Origin of the sequence: Dermabacter sp. HSID17554 (assembly GCF_003989295.1) — a bacterium.
GTDB lineage: Bacteria > Actinomycetota > Actinomycetes > Actinomycetales > Dermabacteraceae > Dermabacter > Dermabacter vaginalis.
Genome location: NZ_RBLW01000003.1, coordinates 166,287 through 182,567, shown reverse-complemented (window position 1 = coordinate 182,567; position 16,281 = coordinate 166,287). Strand labels below are relative to the sequence as shown.

Annotated in this window: 12 protein-coding genes and 1 pseudogene; 7 read left to right on the top strand and 6 right to left on the bottom strand. The window is 62.6% G+C overall.

The window, feature by feature from the left end; all coding sequences use genetic code 11:
- Window positions 1-54 precede the first annotated feature (54 nt).
- A complete protein-coding gene (locus tag D8M36_RS06460) occupies window positions 55-1,347 on the top strand; it encodes an ABC transporter substrate-binding protein (protein ID WP_126847680.1) in 1,293 nt (430 codons plus the stop codon).
- Between the two features lie 10 nt (window positions 1,348-1,357).
- Here the strand turns inward: D8M36_RS06460 and D8M36_RS06455 are convergent, their stop codons facing one another.
- Window positions 1,358-2,266, bottom strand: coding sequence for an NAD-dependent epimerase/dehydratase family protein (locus tag D8M36_RS06455; RefSeq protein WP_126847678.1), 909 nt, complete (start codon window positions 2,264-2,266; stop codon window positions 1,358-1,360).
- A 120-nt stretch (window positions 2,267-2,386) separates the two neighbouring features.
- Here D8M36_RS06455 and D8M36_RS06450 point away from each other — a divergent pair, with 120 nt between their 5' ends.
- A complete protein-coding gene (locus D8M36_RS06450; protein ID WP_126847676.1) occupies window positions 2,387-3,160 on the top strand; it encodes a TetR/AcrR family transcriptional regulator in 774 nt (257 codons plus the stop codon).
- Here the strand turns inward: D8M36_RS06450 and D8M36_RS06445 are convergent.
- From D8M36_RS06445 to D8M36_RS06435, 3 genes are read right to left on the bottom strand one after another with little or no spacing between them, the layout of a single operon-like run.
- Entirely contained in the window at window positions 3,157-4,089 is a 933-nt protein-coding gene (locus D8M36_RS06445) for an SMP-30/gluconolactonase/LRE family protein (RefSeq protein ID WP_126847674.1), read from the bottom strand. The two genes, D8M36_RS06450 and D8M36_RS06445, sit on opposite strands and share 4 nt — an antisense overlap.
- Window positions 4,070-4,975, bottom strand: coding sequence for an acyl-CoA thioesterase (locus D8M36_RS06440; RefSeq protein WP_126847672.1), 906 nt, complete (start codon window positions 4,973-4,975; stop codon window positions 4,070-4,072). The genes D8M36_RS06445 and D8M36_RS06440 overlap by 20 nt, the downstream gene beginning before the upstream one ends.
- Window positions 4,976-5,010: 35 nt before the next feature.
- Window positions 5,011-6,075, bottom strand: coding sequence for a D-2-hydroxyacid dehydrogenase (locus D8M36_RS06435; protein WP_126847671.1), 1,065 nt, complete (start codon window positions 6,073-6,075; stop codon window positions 5,011-5,013).
- Between the two features lie 101 nt (window positions 6,076-6,176).
- On the opposite strand from D8M36_RS06435, the gene D8M36_RS06430 reads away from it, so the two are divergent.
- The 4 genes from D8M36_RS06430 (at window position 6,177) to D8M36_RS06415 (ending at window position 9,034) form a co-directional block, all read left to right on the top strand.
- Entirely contained in the window at window positions 6,177-6,695 is a 519-nt protein-coding gene (locus tag D8M36_RS06430) for a gluconokinase (RefSeq protein ID WP_126847669.1), read from the top strand.
- A 45-nt stretch (window positions 6,696-6,740) separates the two neighbouring features.
- Window positions 6,741-7,061: a putative quinol monooxygenase gene (locus tag D8M36_RS06425; RefSeq protein ID WP_126847667.1), complete on the top strand. Its 321-nt coding sequence runs from the start codon at window positions 6,741-6,743 to the stop codon at window positions 7,059-7,061.
- 106 nt (window positions 7,062-7,167) lie between these two features.
- Window positions 7,168-8,544, top strand: coding sequence for a sodium/glutamate symporter (locus tag D8M36_RS06420; RefSeq protein ID WP_126847665.1), 1,377 nt, complete (start codon window positions 7,168-7,170; stop codon window positions 8,542-8,544).
- Window positions 8,545-8,554: 10 nt separating this feature from the next.
- Window positions 8,555-9,034: an acyl-CoA thioesterase gene (locus D8M36_RS06415; protein ID WP_161970219.1), complete on the top strand. Its 480-nt coding sequence runs from the start codon at window positions 8,555-8,557 to the stop codon at window positions 9,032-9,034.
- 6 nt (window positions 9,035-9,040) lie between these two features.
- Here the strand turns inward: D8M36_RS06415 and D8M36_RS06410 are convergent, their stop codons facing one another.
- Window positions 9,041-9,967: a mechanosensitive ion channel family protein gene (locus D8M36_RS06410; protein ID WP_126847662.1), complete on the bottom strand. Its 927-nt coding sequence runs from the start codon at window positions 9,965-9,967 to the stop codon at window positions 9,041-9,043.
- A 116-nt stretch (window positions 9,968-10,083) separates the two neighbouring features.
- Entirely contained in the window at window positions 10,084-12,639 is a 2,556-nt protein-coding gene (pepN, locus tag D8M36_RS06405) for an aminopeptidase N (protein ID WP_074297293.1), read from the bottom strand.
- A gap of 237 nt (window positions 12,640-12,876) precedes the next feature.
- On the opposite strand from pepN, the pseudogene fdnG reads away from it, so the two are divergent.
- Window positions 12,877-16,059, top strand: a pseudogene (gene fdnG, locus D8M36_RS06395) (formate dehydrogenase-N subunit alpha); the annotation flags it as partial.
- Window positions 16,060-16,281 lie beyond the last annotated feature (222 nt).

The window sequence follows — 16,281 nt, the reverse complement described above, 5'->3', positions numbered from 1 at the left end:
AAGACATTGCGTGGCGCGTTCGTGCCCGCACGACCGCTGAAGAAAGGGCTTCCCATGGTTTCACGTCGCACAGTTCTCTCCGGTGGACTCGCCGCCTCCGCGGCCGCGGCACTCGCCGCGTGCTCGCCGTCGAATTCGGGCTCGTCCGCGAAAAAGGGCTCGGGTTCCGACGCCAGGGCGCTGAAGTTCCGCATTTGGGATGACACGGCGAAGGCAGCCTACGAGGAATCGCTCAAGAAATTCACCGAGGAATCGGGGATCAAGGTCGATGTCGAGGTTGTTCCGTGGGATGACTACTGGACGAAGCTCCCGCTCGATCTCTCCGACGGCGCTTCGGATAGCGCCCCAGACGTGTTCTGGCTGAACTCCGCGAGCTTCACCCAATTCCAGCAGGCCGGAGCGCTCGTGAATGTTTCGGAGGAGCTTGGTGGATCCGTGAAGGACTGGGAGAAGGCCGTCGTTGACCTGTACACCCGCGACGGCTCGCTCTGGGGTGTTCCACAGGTTTGGGACTCGATCGCCCTCTTCTACAACAAGAACCTCACCGACGCTGCCGGTGTGGACCCCACGACCCTCGCCTTCGATCCCACCGCCGGCTCGGATGCCCTTCGCGATGCCGCGACCGCACTCACGAAGGACGGCATGTTTGGTTTCAACGCGGCGTGCGATCGCCAGTCCATCATCGGCCCCTTCCTGAGCTCGAACGGTGCCGAGTGGCAGGACGACAACGACATGTACGCGTTTGATTCTGAGCAGGGCATCCAGGTGTTCTCCTACCTCGCTGCCCTCGTGAACGAACTCAAGGTTGCGCCTTCGGCCGCCGATACGAACACGAATGGCGACTTCGCGCGTGACCTGTTTATTCAGGGCAAACTCGGTCTCTTCCAGAGCGGCCCGTTTAGCCTCAAGACGATCCACGATTCGGTTGACGGCGCCTTCGAGTGGGCGATCGCCCCCATGGTGGCGGGCCCGAACGGTGCGAAGTCGCTCGTGCATGGCGTGGTTGCCGCGGGCAACGCGAAGCGCGAGGACCAGGAGTCGGTTGTGAAGCTTCTCGAATGGCTCGGCTCGAAGGAGGGGCAGATTCCCCTCGGTGAGCAGGGAATCTCGTTCCCTGGCCACGTGGATGCGCAGCAGTCCTTCGTGGACTTCTGGAAGGATCAGGGCGTCGACGTTGAGCAGTTCATCGAAGCGGCAAAGAACCCCGGCCCCGCAGATACCGGCGCAAAGTCCCTCGCCGGCCTCAATGCCGTGATGCCCATCTTCCAGGAGATCTTCGCGGGCAATCTCTCCGCCGAGGAAGGTCTCAAGAAAGCCCAGGAAGAGGGCAACGCCGCGATGGCGTGAGCCCCGCGCTCTAGGCGAAAATCGCCTCGCTCCACCTCGTTGACTCGAGGCCGTGCTCTTCGGTGAGCGCTCCAGGCGCGAGGCGTGATGGCGAGTCCCACAGATATCGTTGCTGCGAAAGCGAACGGAGTGTGGGGCTCGCCAGCCCCGTTAAAGAGAGTGCCCAGGCCGGGATTGTGCGAATCTTCGGCTCGCTCACGTTCGCGCGGGCGGAGACGGTGCGTGCAAGTTCTCGGAAAGTGATTGGAGCGGGGGAGGGGGCATTGAGCGTCACGCTCGAGTTGCTCGCGAAAACGCGCGTGTGCTCCCGCGCCACGTGGATCATGGCTTCGGCGAGATCCGATACGAACGTCATGGCGTGAGGGGTATCGAGGCTTCCGAATGTCCAGCACGCTTTACCGGCAAGGGTGGGGTTGACGATGCTCATCGTTGGCACCGATGCCTTCGCGGAGGCGCCCTTTCCCACAAGGTCGGCGGCGACGATGCTCGCGGTGTGCGCCGCGTGTGCCGCGCGAGCGTCGAGGAGCTCGGCGCGCACGTCCCCCAGGGGAGAGCACGGATGTATCGGCGCACCCTCGTGCAGATCGTGCGCCTGCGTCCCGAAGGCGTAGACGGATTCGGGGAAGATGACGGGGATCCCAAGGCTTGCGGCGACGTCCATGACTGCTTGCTCGCGGTGGGGCAGTTCTTTTCGCCAGGCCTGTGCAGTGTAGGGCGCGTGGATGCAGTGCATGATCGCGTCCGCGGCGCGCGCTTCGCGTTCGAGTAGAGCGCGTTCGCCTGCATCGCCAGAAATAACGCGCACACCTTCGATTGGGTGTGTGCTGCGCCGGATGACTGTCACATCGTCGCCCGTTGCGCGCAGTGATCTGATGATTGCATTGCCGATCTGTCCGGCCCCCGTGATGAGAATCTTCATGACGCCTCTCAAAAGTGTGATCAGTGCTCTCGTTTGAAAAATATAGGTGCTCGCGCTCCTTAAAACAAGAGCACTGCTCTCGATATCGAATTCGAGAATGTGAAATGCGAGGATGGACGCATGAATGAACGCCGAAGCCGCGCCGAGAATCGGCGGCGCATGGAAGCCGAAATCCTGCGCCTCGCCAAGCAGCAGCTTGAGGAGAAAGGCCCCGCAGACCTCTCGTTGCGGGAAATCTCCCGCGACATGTCGGTCGCGTCATCGGCCTTGTACCGATACGTTCGCGACCGCGATGAGCTGCTCACGCTACTCGTCGTCGACGCCTACACCGACCTTGCTGATGCCGTTGACGACGCCTTGGGTCTGGACCCAGAAGAGCGGTGCGGCGCAGAAAGCCCCGAGGATCTCGGAACGTTCGCGCGCGCCATGCGCGCATGGGCGCTCGCAAACACAGCGCGATGGGGCCTCGTGTACGGCACACCCGTTCCCGGCTATACCGCGCCAGCCGAACGCACAATCGCACCGGGTACTCGGCTACTCGCCCGCCTCGCGCGAATCGTCGCGTCCGGCACTTCCGTCGGCGCAAACCCGAGCGACACGTATGCCGCTTTCCTCGAGGGTGGGTTGGAGGACGTGTTCGGGGCCGTTGGCCGGCACGCTCTCGACAACGCGGAGGCCGAGACAGGAGAAGACTGCGCAATAGACCGCGGCGAGGCCACTCGACGCGCGGCGACCACGATCGACCTCTGGTGCGCGCTACTCGGCACGATCAGCGCCGAGGTTTTCGGTCAGCTCGGTCCGGGCCTCGACGAAGTAGGCGGGGAGATTCTCGAGCGGCTCGTCGAATCGTGGACCGCGATGCTCTTTCCCGAGGCTGCAACGAGTAATCGCTAGGCGAAACTCCACGGCTCGCGCGTATTCGTGCGCAGCCGGTAGAGGCTCGTGGTAGCCGTAATGAACAGGTCTTGGCCGCTCTCACCGCCGAAACAGAGATTAGACACCACTTCTGGAACGGGCGCATGGGCGATCAGAGAGCCGTCGGAATCGAACACGCTCACCCCGTCCCCGCCGGAGGACCATACGCGGTCCTCTTCGTCGACGGTGATGCCATCGGGAACCCCAGCCTCGGGGCAGGCAAACGGGCGCCCGCTGCCCTTGACGACCGCGTTGTCGGCGTCAAGGTCGAAAGCCCAAATGTGGTGGCGGCCCGCGCTATCCGTGACGGATTCGGGGGCGTTCTCTTCGGGCTTGTTCGGGTTGTCGGCGGTGTTCGTGACGTACAGGCGTTTCCCATCTCGGCTGAAAGCGATGCCGTTCGGGCGGCTCAGTTCGGTCACAACGGCCTCGAGGTCGCCGTGATGATCGAGCTTGAACACGTACGCGCGCCCGTACTCCATCTCGCCCGGCTGCCCCTGGCCCTCGCTGAGAATCCCGTAGGGAGGGTCGGTGAACCAGATCGTGTGCTCGATCGGGTGCACGGCAACGTCGTTCGGGGAGTTGAGGCGCCCGCCTTCGAAGAAGTCGATGAGCATTTCTGCGTCCATGAACGGCACGAGCGGCGCCTTATCGAGCGAGCGAGTCCCGTGATTGCATTCCACGACCCCCAGATCGGGGTGGTGAGCGCGGCCGTTCGTGTAGTTGACGCCGCTCTTCCACACGAGTGTTTCGCCGGTGGCGGGATCGAGCTGGATGATGCGGTTGTTCGGGATATCGCTAAAGCGCACAACCTTCTCGAGGGGGTACCACAAAGGGCCCTCAGCCCAGGCCGCTCCGGTGGCAACCTTCTCGACGCGGGCGCTCGGATCAAAGGGCGGGGTGGTCACTGTCCTTCACCTCCGAGCGGATGCGGAACATGCCCTCTTGGTTCACGGTCGCGACGAGCGAGCCTTCGCGCGTGTAAATCTGACCAACGCTGAGCGAGCGGCCGCCGGTCGCGGCGGGGGAGCGCTGCACGTACAGCAGCCAGTCGTCAACGTTGACATCCGAGTGGAACCACATCGAATGGTTGAGAGTGGCGACGCGCAGGCCGGGCGTAAGCCACGTGAGGCCCTGGCGGCGGATGGTCGGCTCGAAGGGCGTGTAATCGCTCGCGTACGTGAGGAACGCTTCATGGGTGAGTGGATCGCGGGTGCCGATCGGGGTGAGGGTGCGCATCCACACGGCCTGTTCGGCGCGCTTTTCAGGATCGGGCGTGAAATATAGGGAGCCGGTCGCGTTACGGATATCCACGGGGCGCTGGTACGCCATGAACTGCGCGAGCGGGTGGTTTACTTGGCCCAGTTCTTCGCGTGTGCTTGGGAGAGTTTCGGGGGAGTGTTCCGACGCTACCTCGTCCACGTGGTGCACGCCCTCTTGACGCTCCTGGAACGAACCGTTCACCGTGAGGATGAGTTTTCCGTTCTGCGTCACCTCGAGTGCGCGGGTGGAGAACGACCCGCCGTCTCGAAGCGTACGCACGGTGAAGGTCAGCGGCTCACTCGCGCGAGCGGGCTCGAGGAACGAGGCGTAGGTCGAGTGCACGCGGCGCCCCTCCGGCACGGTCCGCGCCATGGCGATGAGTGCCTGCGCCATCATCTGCCCGCCAAACACGTGCCCACCGGGCTGGGGGAGCGAGGTTCCCTCAAATGTGTGTTCAGGCCCATCGATCTTCCGAAGTTCGAAAAGATCGAGGAGGCTGCGGGTCACGGCTTCTGGCTCGGGAATCGACATGCGCCCATCTTAACGAAGGGCGCATGAACGCTCTCCTAATAAAAGTTGAGGGTATCGACCACATTCGTGAGCGGTTCACCGTCGAGGAGTGCCGTCGCGTTGCGTGCCACGATTGCCGCGATGCGCATGCCCTCCTGCGAGCTCAGTGCAGCTGAGTGGGGGCTGAGGAGAACCTTCTCGTGATCCCACAGCGGACTATCGCTGGGCAGGGGCTCGTGTTCCACCACGTCGAGTGCGGCGAAGTCGACAGTGCCGTCGTCGAGAGCGTCAAGTAGCGCCGCTTCGTCGATCACGCTTCCGCGACCCACGTTCGCGAGAAGCATGCCCTTCTTCATCGAAGAAAACGCCTGCCGATCGAGCATATGCCGTGTTTCGTCCGTACCGGGAAGCGTGACCACGATCGCGTCGACCTTCGACAGTGCGTCGTGAAGGTCGGCGAGCGGCACGATGCGGTCCACATTCTCGACAGCGCGACCCGAGCGCGAGGTTCCCCAGACCTCGGTGCCGAAAGCCTTGAGCCGCGAGGCCACGGCCTTACCGATACCGCCGAGGCCGAGCACGAGCACCGTCATTTCATCGAGGTGCCGCGGATGCACGCGAATGATCGGCCACTCATGTGCCAACTGGTCGCGCTCGAGGCCGCGCAGATTCTTCGCGCCCGCGAGAAGCCCAAAGATCGCGAACTCTGCAAGAGTACTGCCGTGCACGCCAGCCGAGGTCGTGAAGGTCACGCGCGTGAGCTCCTCCTCGCTCAGGTTCGCGGCTTTCACCTGGGCGCCCCCGCCCGCAGCCATCGTATGGACCCAGCGAAGCTTCGGATTGCTCCGCACGAGAGCGGCGAGTTTTTGCGGGTCATCATCGGGAAGTCCCACAACGGCATCGGCACTCTCGAGGATCTCGCGGTAGCGGCGCTCGTCACCTTCGGACCGTGCGAAATGAGGATCGCCCACCCAATCGGAGTTATAGCGGCGCGGCCGCGCGAGAGGGCCCGTGGGAACGACATTCACACGGGGCTCGCGCTCGCGGATTAAGGCGCACTCTTTTTCGGGAAGGTCAACGGCGATCGCAAGGGTGAGATTGTGGGTGCTCGAAGCAGGCATGGCGTTCCTTTCGTTCTCTTAATCCTAGAGGTGCGCATCCTGATGGATCCTCTAGAGTGGAAGGCAGATTTTTGCCGCCCACAGTCAAAAGGAGACGCGTCGTGAGCCAAACCCCGCTCATCATCATGGGTGTGCAGGGCACGGGGAAGTCCACCGTCGGAAGAGCCCTCGCCGAACGGTTGGGCCTTGCGTTCATTGACGGGGACGACCTGCACCCGGCCGCGAACAAGGAGAAGATGGCCTCCGGCACGCCGCTCACCGACGACGACCGTGCCCCGTGGCTTGACGCTATTGGCCGCACGATTGCGACCGAGCGAGCGAAGGGGGTGACGTGCGCGATCGTGTGCTCGGCCCTGAAACGCTGCTACCGCGATCAGCTCCGCTCCTACGCACCCGATCTCACGTTCGTCCACCTTGCAGGAAGCCAAGAACTCATCGCCGGGCGTATTGCGCACCGTCACCACGAGTACATGCCTGCCTCGCTACTCGATTCCCAGTTCGCGACCCTCGAACAGCTTGGCGATGACGAAGCCGGGATTATCGCGAGCATCGAGCCGCCCGCGAGAGACGTTGTGGAGAACATCGTCGCCGGCCTTAGCGCTGGTTCGCGCACCTGCTGATTTGGCGGCAAGGCCACGTACAGCGTCGAGGGCTAAGGTGAGGGCATGATCTTCATCAACGTGAAATACCAGGTCAAGCCCGAAGAAACCGCCACCTTCCTCGAGAAACTCACCGATTACACGAACGCGTGCCGCGCGGAGGAAGGCTGCCTCTTCTTCGAGTGGTACCGCAGCACGGAACGCGAGAACGAGTTCCTTCTTGTGGAGATGTACCGCGACGGCGAAGCGGGCGAGAAGCACGTCAACTACCCGCACTTCCAGGCCGGCCTCGACACCATGCGCCCGCTCGTTGCTGAAACCCCCGAGATTATCTCGAAGGAGATTGAAGGAGAAGGCTGGGGCCCCATGGGAGAACTCGCGGACTAAGTCCCGTTCGGTGCTCCCCGTTACCTGAACGTGACTCAGGTGCCTTCGCGCGTGGTACCGTGACTCGTTTCCTTCTATCACCGAGACGAGTCAAAGGATGTGAACCATGAGCGCGTGGGATGTCTTTACCGACCTTGGCTGGATGGGCCTCTTGATCCTCATCGGCGTGCTGCTGCGCGCCTGGGTCAAGCCCATCCAGTCTCTCTTTTTGCCGGCCGGCCTGATCGCCGGCCTCCTTGGCTTGATTTTGGGTCCCAACGTCCTGAACATTATTCCGTTCAGCAGTTCCGTCCCGATCTACTCGTCGATTCTCATTGCTGTCGTCTTCGCGGCGCTGCCGTTCACCTCGAAGATCGCGGGGCTCGGCAACGTTTTTCGCGCCGTGCGCACCATGTGGTCCGTCTCCCAGGCCATCTCGGTATTGCAGTGGGGCTTCGGCCTCCTTTTTGCGCTCGGGATCCTGAGCCTTTTCTTTAACGATCTGCCGGACGGCTTCGGTCTCCTCCTGGCTGCCGGCTTCATGGGCGGGCACGGCACTGCGGCTGCGATTGCCGACGGTTTCGGGGACACATGGCCAGAGGCGCTTTCCCTTGGCATGACCTCCGCCACCATCGGCATCGTCCTCTCAGTTGTGGGCGGCATTGCGATCATCAAAGTCGAATCGATGCGCGGCAACACCGCCTACCTCAAGGACTTCAAGTCGCTTCCGAAAGACCTGCGCACCGGCATCATCGCCGAGGAGAACCGCGAATCGATCGGCGTTTCCCCCGTGTCCGCGACGAGCCTTGACCCGATCACCTACCACCTGGGCCTGCTCTTCATGATCGCGGCCTTCGCGTACATGTTCACGTCGTGGGCGAATAGCCAGGTCGAGTGGCTCTCGGTCCCCACCTTCAGCGTGTCCTTCCTCCTTGGCTACGTTGTGCTCTTCATTCTCAAGGCCTTCAAGGCCGAGAACGCGTTTGAAGGGAAGATCTTTGAACGTGGCAGCGGCATGTCGACCGACCTCCTCGTGGCATTTGGCGTGGCGTCGATCGATCCGAAGGTCGTTGCGTCCTACTGGCAGCCGCTTCTCATCCTCATTACCGCGGGCGCCCTCTTCGTGCTCGCCTACTACGTCTTCGTATCGAAGCAGCTCTTCGCCGAACACAAGGTTGAGCAGGGCATTTTCACATGGGGCTGGAACACCGGCACTGCCGGCATGGGCATGGCGCTCCTTCGCATCGTCGACCCCGACATGAAGTCGAAGACCCTCGACTACTACGGAATCGCGTACATTCCGATCGGGTTCGTCGATATCCTCACGATCGCGACGCTTCCGGCGCTCGTCATGGCAGGTGCTTCGTGGTGGGTCGCGCTCGCGCTCACACTTGCGGGAGCGGTCATCATCGCCCTTGCCTTCCGCCACCGCGAACCAAACCCCACGACCGGCGTGATCCAAAGCGTCGGCATTCACGGCACGTTCGATCACAGGACCGACTAGCGGCCAGCCCGTGGCGTATCTCGACATCCCCGTACCCGTCAGGTGGAGTGACCTGGACGGGTACGGGCACGTGAACAACACGGCGTACCTGCGGCTCCTCGAAGAAGCCCGCACGAGGGCTTTTTGGCAACCGTCGGAAACTGAACTCGCGAACGGTGCACCTGCCTACCCAACGGCGCTCGAGGAACTCTCTCCGGGCGGACCGTTCCAGACACTCGTGGCGGCCCACACAATCGAGTACATGCGCCCACTTGGCTATCGCCGTGATGGTGTCATCGTGCGCATGTGGGTATCGAAGATCGGCGGTGCGTCCCTCGACCTCGACTACGAGATTCACACGGCCGAGGAGCCCGAGCACCCTTACGCCAAGGCACGCACCGTGATCGTGATCGTCGAGGCGCCAACGGGAAAGGCCGTGCGCATGCCGGAACAGCTGCGCACGGCCCTCGAGAGCATCACGGGTGCACCGTCCACCTTCAGGCGCACCTAAAGTCGTTTATGCCGACTCCTGGAAGCGGGGGAGCGCAAACTCGACGCCCCGCTTATCGAACTCGACGCGAAGGCGCTTGCGGATCTCGCGCTCCACCTCCCACTGTTTGCCGGGGATGGTGTCGGCAGTAATTCGGCGCTGATAGCGGGCACCGTCCACCGAAAGAATTCCAGTAGCCTCGGGCGCGCCGACAATGAGCTTTGACCACTTGTGGTCGGCCTTGAGCGCATCGAACACGGTGTGGATCGCCTCCGTCACCGCAGCATCATCGGCGCCGCTCGCGATATCGAGCATGACAAACGCGGTTCCGAGGCCTCGAGAGTAATTGCCGAGCGAAATGATTTCACCGTTGCGCACCGTCCACAGGACGCCGTTGAGGCCGCGCACCTGGGTGACGCGCAAATTCACGTTTTCGACGGTTCCCTCTGCGAACTGAAGATCGACGTAATCGCCAACGGCCACCAGATCCTCGAACAGCATGATCACGCCCGCAAGGACGTCCTTAATAAGCGTTTGAGCGCCGATACCGGCGGCCAGGCCCGCGACACCAAGCGAGGCGATGATCGGCGCGATGTTGACGCCCACTTGAGAGAGGATCATGACGAAGGCGATCGACCAGATGATCACGCTCGCGACGTTTTTCGACGCGGTTGCGAGGGTGTCGGCGCGTTGCTTGCGCCGTTCCTCATTGGCGGCTGCCATCCCCGCATCGGGGTTCTTCTTCACCACCACGTTGGTCATGCGGGAAATGCGTGAGCCCGATTGATACATCGTCGTGAACACGCGATTGATGAGCGCACCCACCACAAACCGCACGATGAGGGCCACGAGAATGATCACGAGGATCGTGATCCCGTTTGAAAGTAGCCACTCACCAACGCGATCCACGAGCGAGAAGGCTTCTTCGGTCGTCGTCTCTGCCAAAAGATTCATGCCCCAACCGTAGGCCCGTAACCTTGAGTGTGCATAAAGAAGGCGGCCCCACCGATGGTGAGGCCGCCCACTGTTTCCGACGGTGGCCGCGCCCTTAGCGCAGCCTCCTCAGCGGATTACTTGTCGGCGTTTTGCACGCGCACCGCGCGGGCCACCGAGTCGCGGCCCTCGAGAACGGGACGGCGCATGCCGTAGATCGCGTCCTCGTGCGAGGCGAGCCACTCGTCCGCTTTCGCGACGATCTCTTCGCTCGGGTACTGGCCCGGGAAGTAGCCCTGGATAAGGCGGTTCGCGATCTCGCTCGAGCGGGAGGCCCACGCCTTCTCGATCATCTCGAAGTACGGATCGATGTACGGTGCACGCAGTTCCTCGCTTGCGCGGTTGAAGCCGACGATCGCCGAGGTGAGGTGCTCGTTCGCGAGTGTGTCTTCCTCGACGGTCTTCTTCCACGCCGCGGCCTTGGCCTCGGCGGTCGGGATCGCCGCCTTTGCCGTGAGGGCACTCTTGCGGCCATTTTGCGTGTCGTCGCTCTTGAGGACCTCGTCGATACCGGCCTCGTCAATTCCGCCGAGTGCCGCAAGGGCAATCGTGATTTGCCACGTGAGGTCGGTGTCGATCTCGCGGTCCTTGAGGGTGACCGAGCCGTCGAACAGGCCCTTCACGGTGTCGAGGTCGCCCTCGCCAGCGAACTGGAGGTACGACTCGAGGAACTGAAGCTGCTGATCACTGCCGCCGTCGGCCCCTTGCGTGAGCTCCCACAGCGCCGAGGCAACCTTCTTTTCGCGTTCCGCGCGCTCGGCCGGAGCCGCGTAGCGCGTGCCCACGAGGTCCAGACGCCCGAGGAGCGTGCGCAAAACCGAGGAGTCCTTTTCGCGGTCGATGTTCTTCAGGAGAAGATCGAGGTAGCGGCGGCTCGGGAGCTCGGCGTCGCGAGTCATATCCCACGTCGCGCTCCACACGAGGGTGCGGGCGAGCTCATCATCGATTTCGCGGAGGTGTTCGAGGGCAAACGCGAGCGAGTCATCGTCGAGGCGCACCTTGGCGTAGGTGAAGTCCTCGTCGTTGATGAGCCACAGGTCGGCCTTCTTGCCCGTGAGCTCGGCGATCTCGGTGCGCTCCCCGTCGATGTCGGTCTCGACGCTCACGGTGCGGGTCACGACGCCGCCTTCGAGGCTGTAGCCACCGATCTTGAGGCGGTGCGGGCGGATCGTGGGGTGTTCACCGGCGGCCGACTGAAGGACCGCGAACGATGCCACGGTGCCGTCGTCATTGCGCTCAATTTCGGGGCGGAGCGTGTTGACACCGGTCGTTTCGAGCCACAGCTTGCTCCACGAGCGAAGGTCGCGGCCGCTCGTGGCCTCGAGCTCGTCGAGAAGGTCGTTGAGGGTCGTGTTCTGCCACTCGTATTTCTTGAAGTACGCGCGAAGGCCCTCGAAGAAGGCGTCCTCGCCCACGTAGGCAACGAGCTGACGCAGAACCGAGGCGCCCTTGGCGTAGGTGATGCCGTCGAAGTTCGTCTCCACGGCATCGAAGTCCACCATGTCGGCAACGATCGGGTGCGTGGAAGGCAGCTGGTCCTGGCTGTAGGCCCAAGCCTTCTCGGAGCCCGCGAAGGTCGTCCACGCATTCGTCCAGCGCGTGGCTCGCGCCGAGGAAAGGGTCGAGGCGAACTCGGCGAACGATTCGTTGAGCCACAGGTCATCCCACCACTTCATGGTCACGAGGTCACCGAACCACATGTGGGCGAGCTCGTGGAGAATAGTGAGGTCGCGGCGTTCGCGAATCGCGTCGGAGACGGCACTGCGGAAAACGTAGCGCTCAACGAAGGTCACCGCACCCGGGTGCTCCATTGCGCCCATGTTGTATTCGGGCACGAAGATTTGGTCGTAGGTCGGGAACGGGTAGTCGTAATCGAAAAGGTTTTCGTAGAACTCGAAGCCCTGCTGCGCAACTGAGACGATGTATTCGCCGTCGAGATATTCGGCGAGCGACGCACGTGCGTACACGCCCGCGGGGATCTCGCGGCCGTTGCGGGACTTGATCGTGCCGTCGTAGCCCTCGTACTTACCGGCGATGAGCGCCGTGAGATAAGTCGAGATCTTCGGTGTTTTCTCGAAGCTCCACGTGGCGATCGGCTGACCGTCGGAATCCTCTCCGGCCGGAACTGGCTCGGGGCTCGGGGCGATCGAGATGACGCGCCAGTGGGCCGGGGCCGTGATGGTGAAGGCGAACGTGGCCTTGAGGTCGGGCTGCTCGAAGTTCGCGTACATGCGGCGTGCATCGGAAACCTCGAACTGGGTGTAGAGGTATACCTCGTTGTCCACGGGGTCCACCATGCGGTGAAGGCCCTCACCCGTGTTCATGTAGGCGCCATTCGCGCGGATGGTGATGACGTTTTCGCCGATCTTGAGCGCGGGAAGCTGGACTCGCGCGCCGTCGAAGCGTTCCGCGGGGTTGTCGAGAGTCTCCCCGTTGAGGGTGATCTCGAGAACCTCCGGGGCGATGAGGTCCACGAAGGTCTCGCGTTCCTCGGTCGAGTTCACGTAAATGGTGGATTCGGTGAGGAAGGTCTTCGGGCCTTGCGTGAGGTCGAGGTGCACGTCGTAGTGCGTGGTCTCGAGGAACGAGGAGCGTTCCTGCGCTTCGGCGCGCGTGAGATTTTCGGAGGTCATTCTCGAAGTCTCCTTGGGTTGAGGGTCCGCTTCGTGCGCGGGTCTCTTCCATCTTCGCACTCGAGTGTGGGAGTGCGCGGGGGAGTGGGGAGAGCGGAGGGGCGAGCGAGCCGGGCGTGTCCGGGCGGCCGGGTGGCTGCCAGGGTCCGACGTTTGCCGGTTTTTGCAACGGTAAAGTTTTGAAAAGTGGGCTGTGACCAGGGTTTCTTTTATTGCGTGCCCTGGTAGGGTTGTGCCATGGCATCACTAAATCCTCTTAATTGGCCTGTGCTGAGGCAGGCCAAGTCTCGCGATGTGCTGGGGCTCGGCCCCACCTCCCAGTCGCCCACGTATCAGAACCTCAAGGCGCGCACCACGACCGCCGATAAGGTCGTTGAGAGCGTGTGCCCCTACTGCGCCGTTGGCTGTGGCCAGCGCGTGTACGTGAAAGACAACAAGGTCATCCAGATCGAAGGCGATCCGAACTCGCCCATTTCGCGTGGCCGTTTGTGCCCCAAGGGTTCTGCGAGTGAGCAGCTCGTGAACGCCCCCGGGCGCGTAACCGACATCCTCTATCGCGCTCCGAAGTCGAAAGAGTGGGTCAAGCTCGATCGCGAGACCGCGATGTCGATGATTACCGAGCGCTACCTCGAAGCGCGCAAGAAGCACTGGCAGGATACCGACGAGCACGGCCGCCCCGTGCGCCGCACGCTCGGTATCGCCTCGCTCGGTGGCGCGACCATCGATAACGAGGAAAACTACCTCATCAAGAAGCTGTTTACCGCCACGGGCGCTATTCAGATCGAGAACCAAGCCCGCATATGACACAGCGCCACGGTTCCCAGTTTGGGATCCTCGTTTGGGCGCGGCGGAGCCACGCAGCCGGTGCAGGACCTCGCGAATGCGGACTGCATCATCATCCAAGGCTCCAACATGGCCGAGTGTCACCCGGTCGCTTTCCAGTGGGTTATTGAAGCGAAGCTTCGCGGTGCACGCGTGATTCACGTGGATCCGCGCTTCTCGCGTACCTCGGCTCTCGCAGACAAGTACGTTTCCACTCGTGCGGGTGGCGACATCGTTCTGCTCGGTGCTCTCATCAACCACGTTCTCGAGAACAACCTGTTCTTCGAGGAATACGTGAAGCACTACACCAACGCGTCAACCCTCATTAGTAAGGACTATCAAGATCCGGAGGATCTTGACGGCTTCTTCTCGGGCTTCGATCCCGAGACCGGCGCGTACGACCCGTCGAGCTGGCAATACGAGATGGACGAGGAGAAGAACCTCCCCGTTCGCGATGAAACCCTGCAGCACCCGCGTACCGTGTTCCAGATCCTCAAGCGCCACTTCAAGCGCTACACCCCCGAGGTTGTGGAGAAGGTCTGCGGCGTGAGCCAAGAAGACTTCGCCTATATCGCCGACTCGATCGTGAAGAACTCGGGCCGCGACAAGACGACCGCGTTCTGCTACGCCGTGGGCTGGACCCAGCACACGGGCGGCGCGCAGTTCATTCGCACGGCCTCGATTCTCCAGTTGCTCATGGGTAACGTGGGCCGTCCAGGCTCGGGTATTCTCGCGCTTCGCGGACACGCCAATATTCAGGGCTCGACCGACATCCCGGCCCTCTTCCATATCCTTCCCGGCTACCTTCCGATGCCGAAGGCAGGCGTGACGGACACGTGGGAGACCTATCTCGACTCGGTCGGCACGAAGAAGCAAAAGGGCTTCTGGGCGAAATCGGAGGAGTTCACCGCGAGCCTTCTCAAGGCGTGGTGGGGCGAGAGTGCAACGAAGGAGAACAACTTCCACTTCGACTACCTGCCGCGACTCACCGGTGCGCACGGTACCTACCAGACCCTGCAGCTTATGCTCCAGGACAAGGTGGACGGCTACTTTGTGCTCGGTCAGAACCCCGCGGTCGGGAGCTCGAACGGTCGCTTGCACCGCAAGGCGCTGAGCCACCTCAAGTGGCTCGTCGTTCGCGACTTCAACATGATCGAAACGGCCACGTTCTGGAAGAACGGTCCCGAGATCGAAACGGGCGAGCTGAAGACTGAAGACATCGACACCGAAGTGTTCTTCATGCCCGCCGCGAACCACACGGAGAAAGCCGGTTCGTTCACGCAAACCCAGCGCATGGTGCAGTGGCGCCATCAGGCCGTCACCCCGCCGGGCGATGCCGAAAGCGAGCTGCAGTTCTTCTTCGATCTCGGCAACCGCATTCGCGAGGCCCTCAAGGACTCGGACGATCCGCGCGATCGGCCCGTGCTCGACATGACGTGGGATTACCCGCTCGACGAACACGGCGAGGTCGATGCCGAAGCCGTGATTCGCGAGATCAACGGGTATTACACCGAGGGTGAGAACAAGGGCAAGCCCCTTGCGAAGTTCGTTGACATGAAGGCTGACGGTTCCACGGCCGGTGGCTGTTGGATCTACGCCGGTGTGTATGCCGACGGTATCAACCATGCCGCGGTTCGCGAGCCCGCCGATGGCCGTCCCTACACCGAAAGGGAATGGGGCTGGGTGTGGCCGGCCAACCGCAAGATCCTTTACAACCGTGCCTCCGCGGATCCTGAGGGTAAGCCTTGGAGCCCCGAGAAGGCGTGGATCTGGTGGGACGAAGACCAGGAGAAGTGGGTCGGTCACGACGTTCCCGACTTCCCCGTGGGCCTCAACCCGAAGGCGCGCCCGGATGCGACCGTGGGTGGCCCCGCGGCGCTCGCCGGCGATGACGCGTTCATCATGCAGCCCGACGGTAAGGGCTGGCTGTTCGCACCGAAGGGCATGATCGATGGCCCGATCCCGACTCACTACGAGCCCGTGGAATCGAAGCTGCCGAACATCATGTACCCGCAGCAGAACCAGCCCACCCGCGTGGTCATGCCTCGCGAAGAGAACCTCACCGCGCCCGGTTACGGCGAGCCTCTGCAAGAGGTGTACCCGTACGTCTTCACGACGTACCGACTCACCGAGCACCACACGGCAGGGGGCATGAGCCGCTGGCTTCCGTACCTCGCCGAGCTTCAGCCGGAGATGTTCGCGGAGATTTCTCCCGAACTCGCTGACGAGGTTGGGGTGAAGAACGGTGAGTGGGCAACCCTCATCTCGCCGCGTGCCGCGATCGAAGCGCGAGTACTTGTGACGAAGCGTTTCAAGCCGCTCAACGTGAACGGCCACACCGTGCATCAGATTGGTTTGCCGTACCACTGGGGTGTGGGCGAAGACGCGATCATCACGGGTGACGGCGCGAACGACCTGCTCGGTATCACGATGGACCCGAACACCGGCATCCAGGATTCGAAGTACTCCTCGGTGGCGATGATTCCGGGTCGCAGGCCGCGTGGCCCCGAGCTCGTGGACCTCGTGGAGAAGTACCAGCGCGAGGCTGGTATCACCCTCGAGACCGGCATGCAGCGCGTGACCGTTCCCGCTAAGGATGCCGGCATCTCCGAGACGAGCGCAGAGCAGGACGCGAAGGTTGCCGAGGAGACAACCCGCGGCTCCAACAAAGCCGGCTTCACGGGGATTGCCGCGTCGAAGCCGGGCTCGAACGAAGCTCAGCGGCGCGCCAACAAGGTCGACGAGGAGACGGACACCGGATCCAATGGCCAAGACGGCGAAACCGGCCGCACGAGCATGGTCAACGACAACTCGCAAGCG

Coding starts and splice junctions, on each gene's coding strand:
- D8M36_RS06460 (WP_126847680.1), top strand. CDS start 55: ATGGTTTCACGTCGCACAGTTCTCTCCGGTGGACTCGCCGCCTCCGCG.
- D8M36_RS06455 (WP_126847678.1), bottom strand. CDS start 2,266: ATGAAGATTCTCATCACGGGGGCCGGACAGATCGGCAATGCAATCATC.
- D8M36_RS06450 (WP_126847676.1), top strand. CDS start 2,387: ATGAATGAACGCCGAAGCCGCGCCGAGAATCGGCGGCGCATGGAAGCC.
- D8M36_RS06440 (WP_126847672.1), bottom strand. CDS start 4,975: ATGTCGATTCCCGAGCCAGAAGCCGTGACCCGCAGCCTCCTCGATCTT.
- D8M36_RS06435 (WP_126847671.1), bottom strand. CDS start 6,075: ATGCCTGCTTCGAGCACCCACAATCTCACCCTTGCGATCGCCGTTGAC.
- D8M36_RS06425 (WP_126847667.1), top strand. CDS start 6,741: ATGATCTTCATCAACGTGAAATACCAGGTCAAGCCCGAAGAAACCGCC.
- D8M36_RS06420 (WP_126847665.1), top strand. CDS start 7,168: ATGAGCGCGTGGGATGTCTTTACCGACCTTGGCTGGATGGGCCTCTTG.
- D8M36_RS06410 (WP_126847662.1), bottom strand. CDS start 9,967: ATGAATCTTTTGGCAGAGACGACGACCGAAGAAGCCTTCTCGCTCGTG.
- pepN (WP_074297293.1), bottom strand. CDS start 12,639: ATGACCTCCGAAAATCTCACGCGCGCCGAAGCGCAGGAACGCTCCTCG.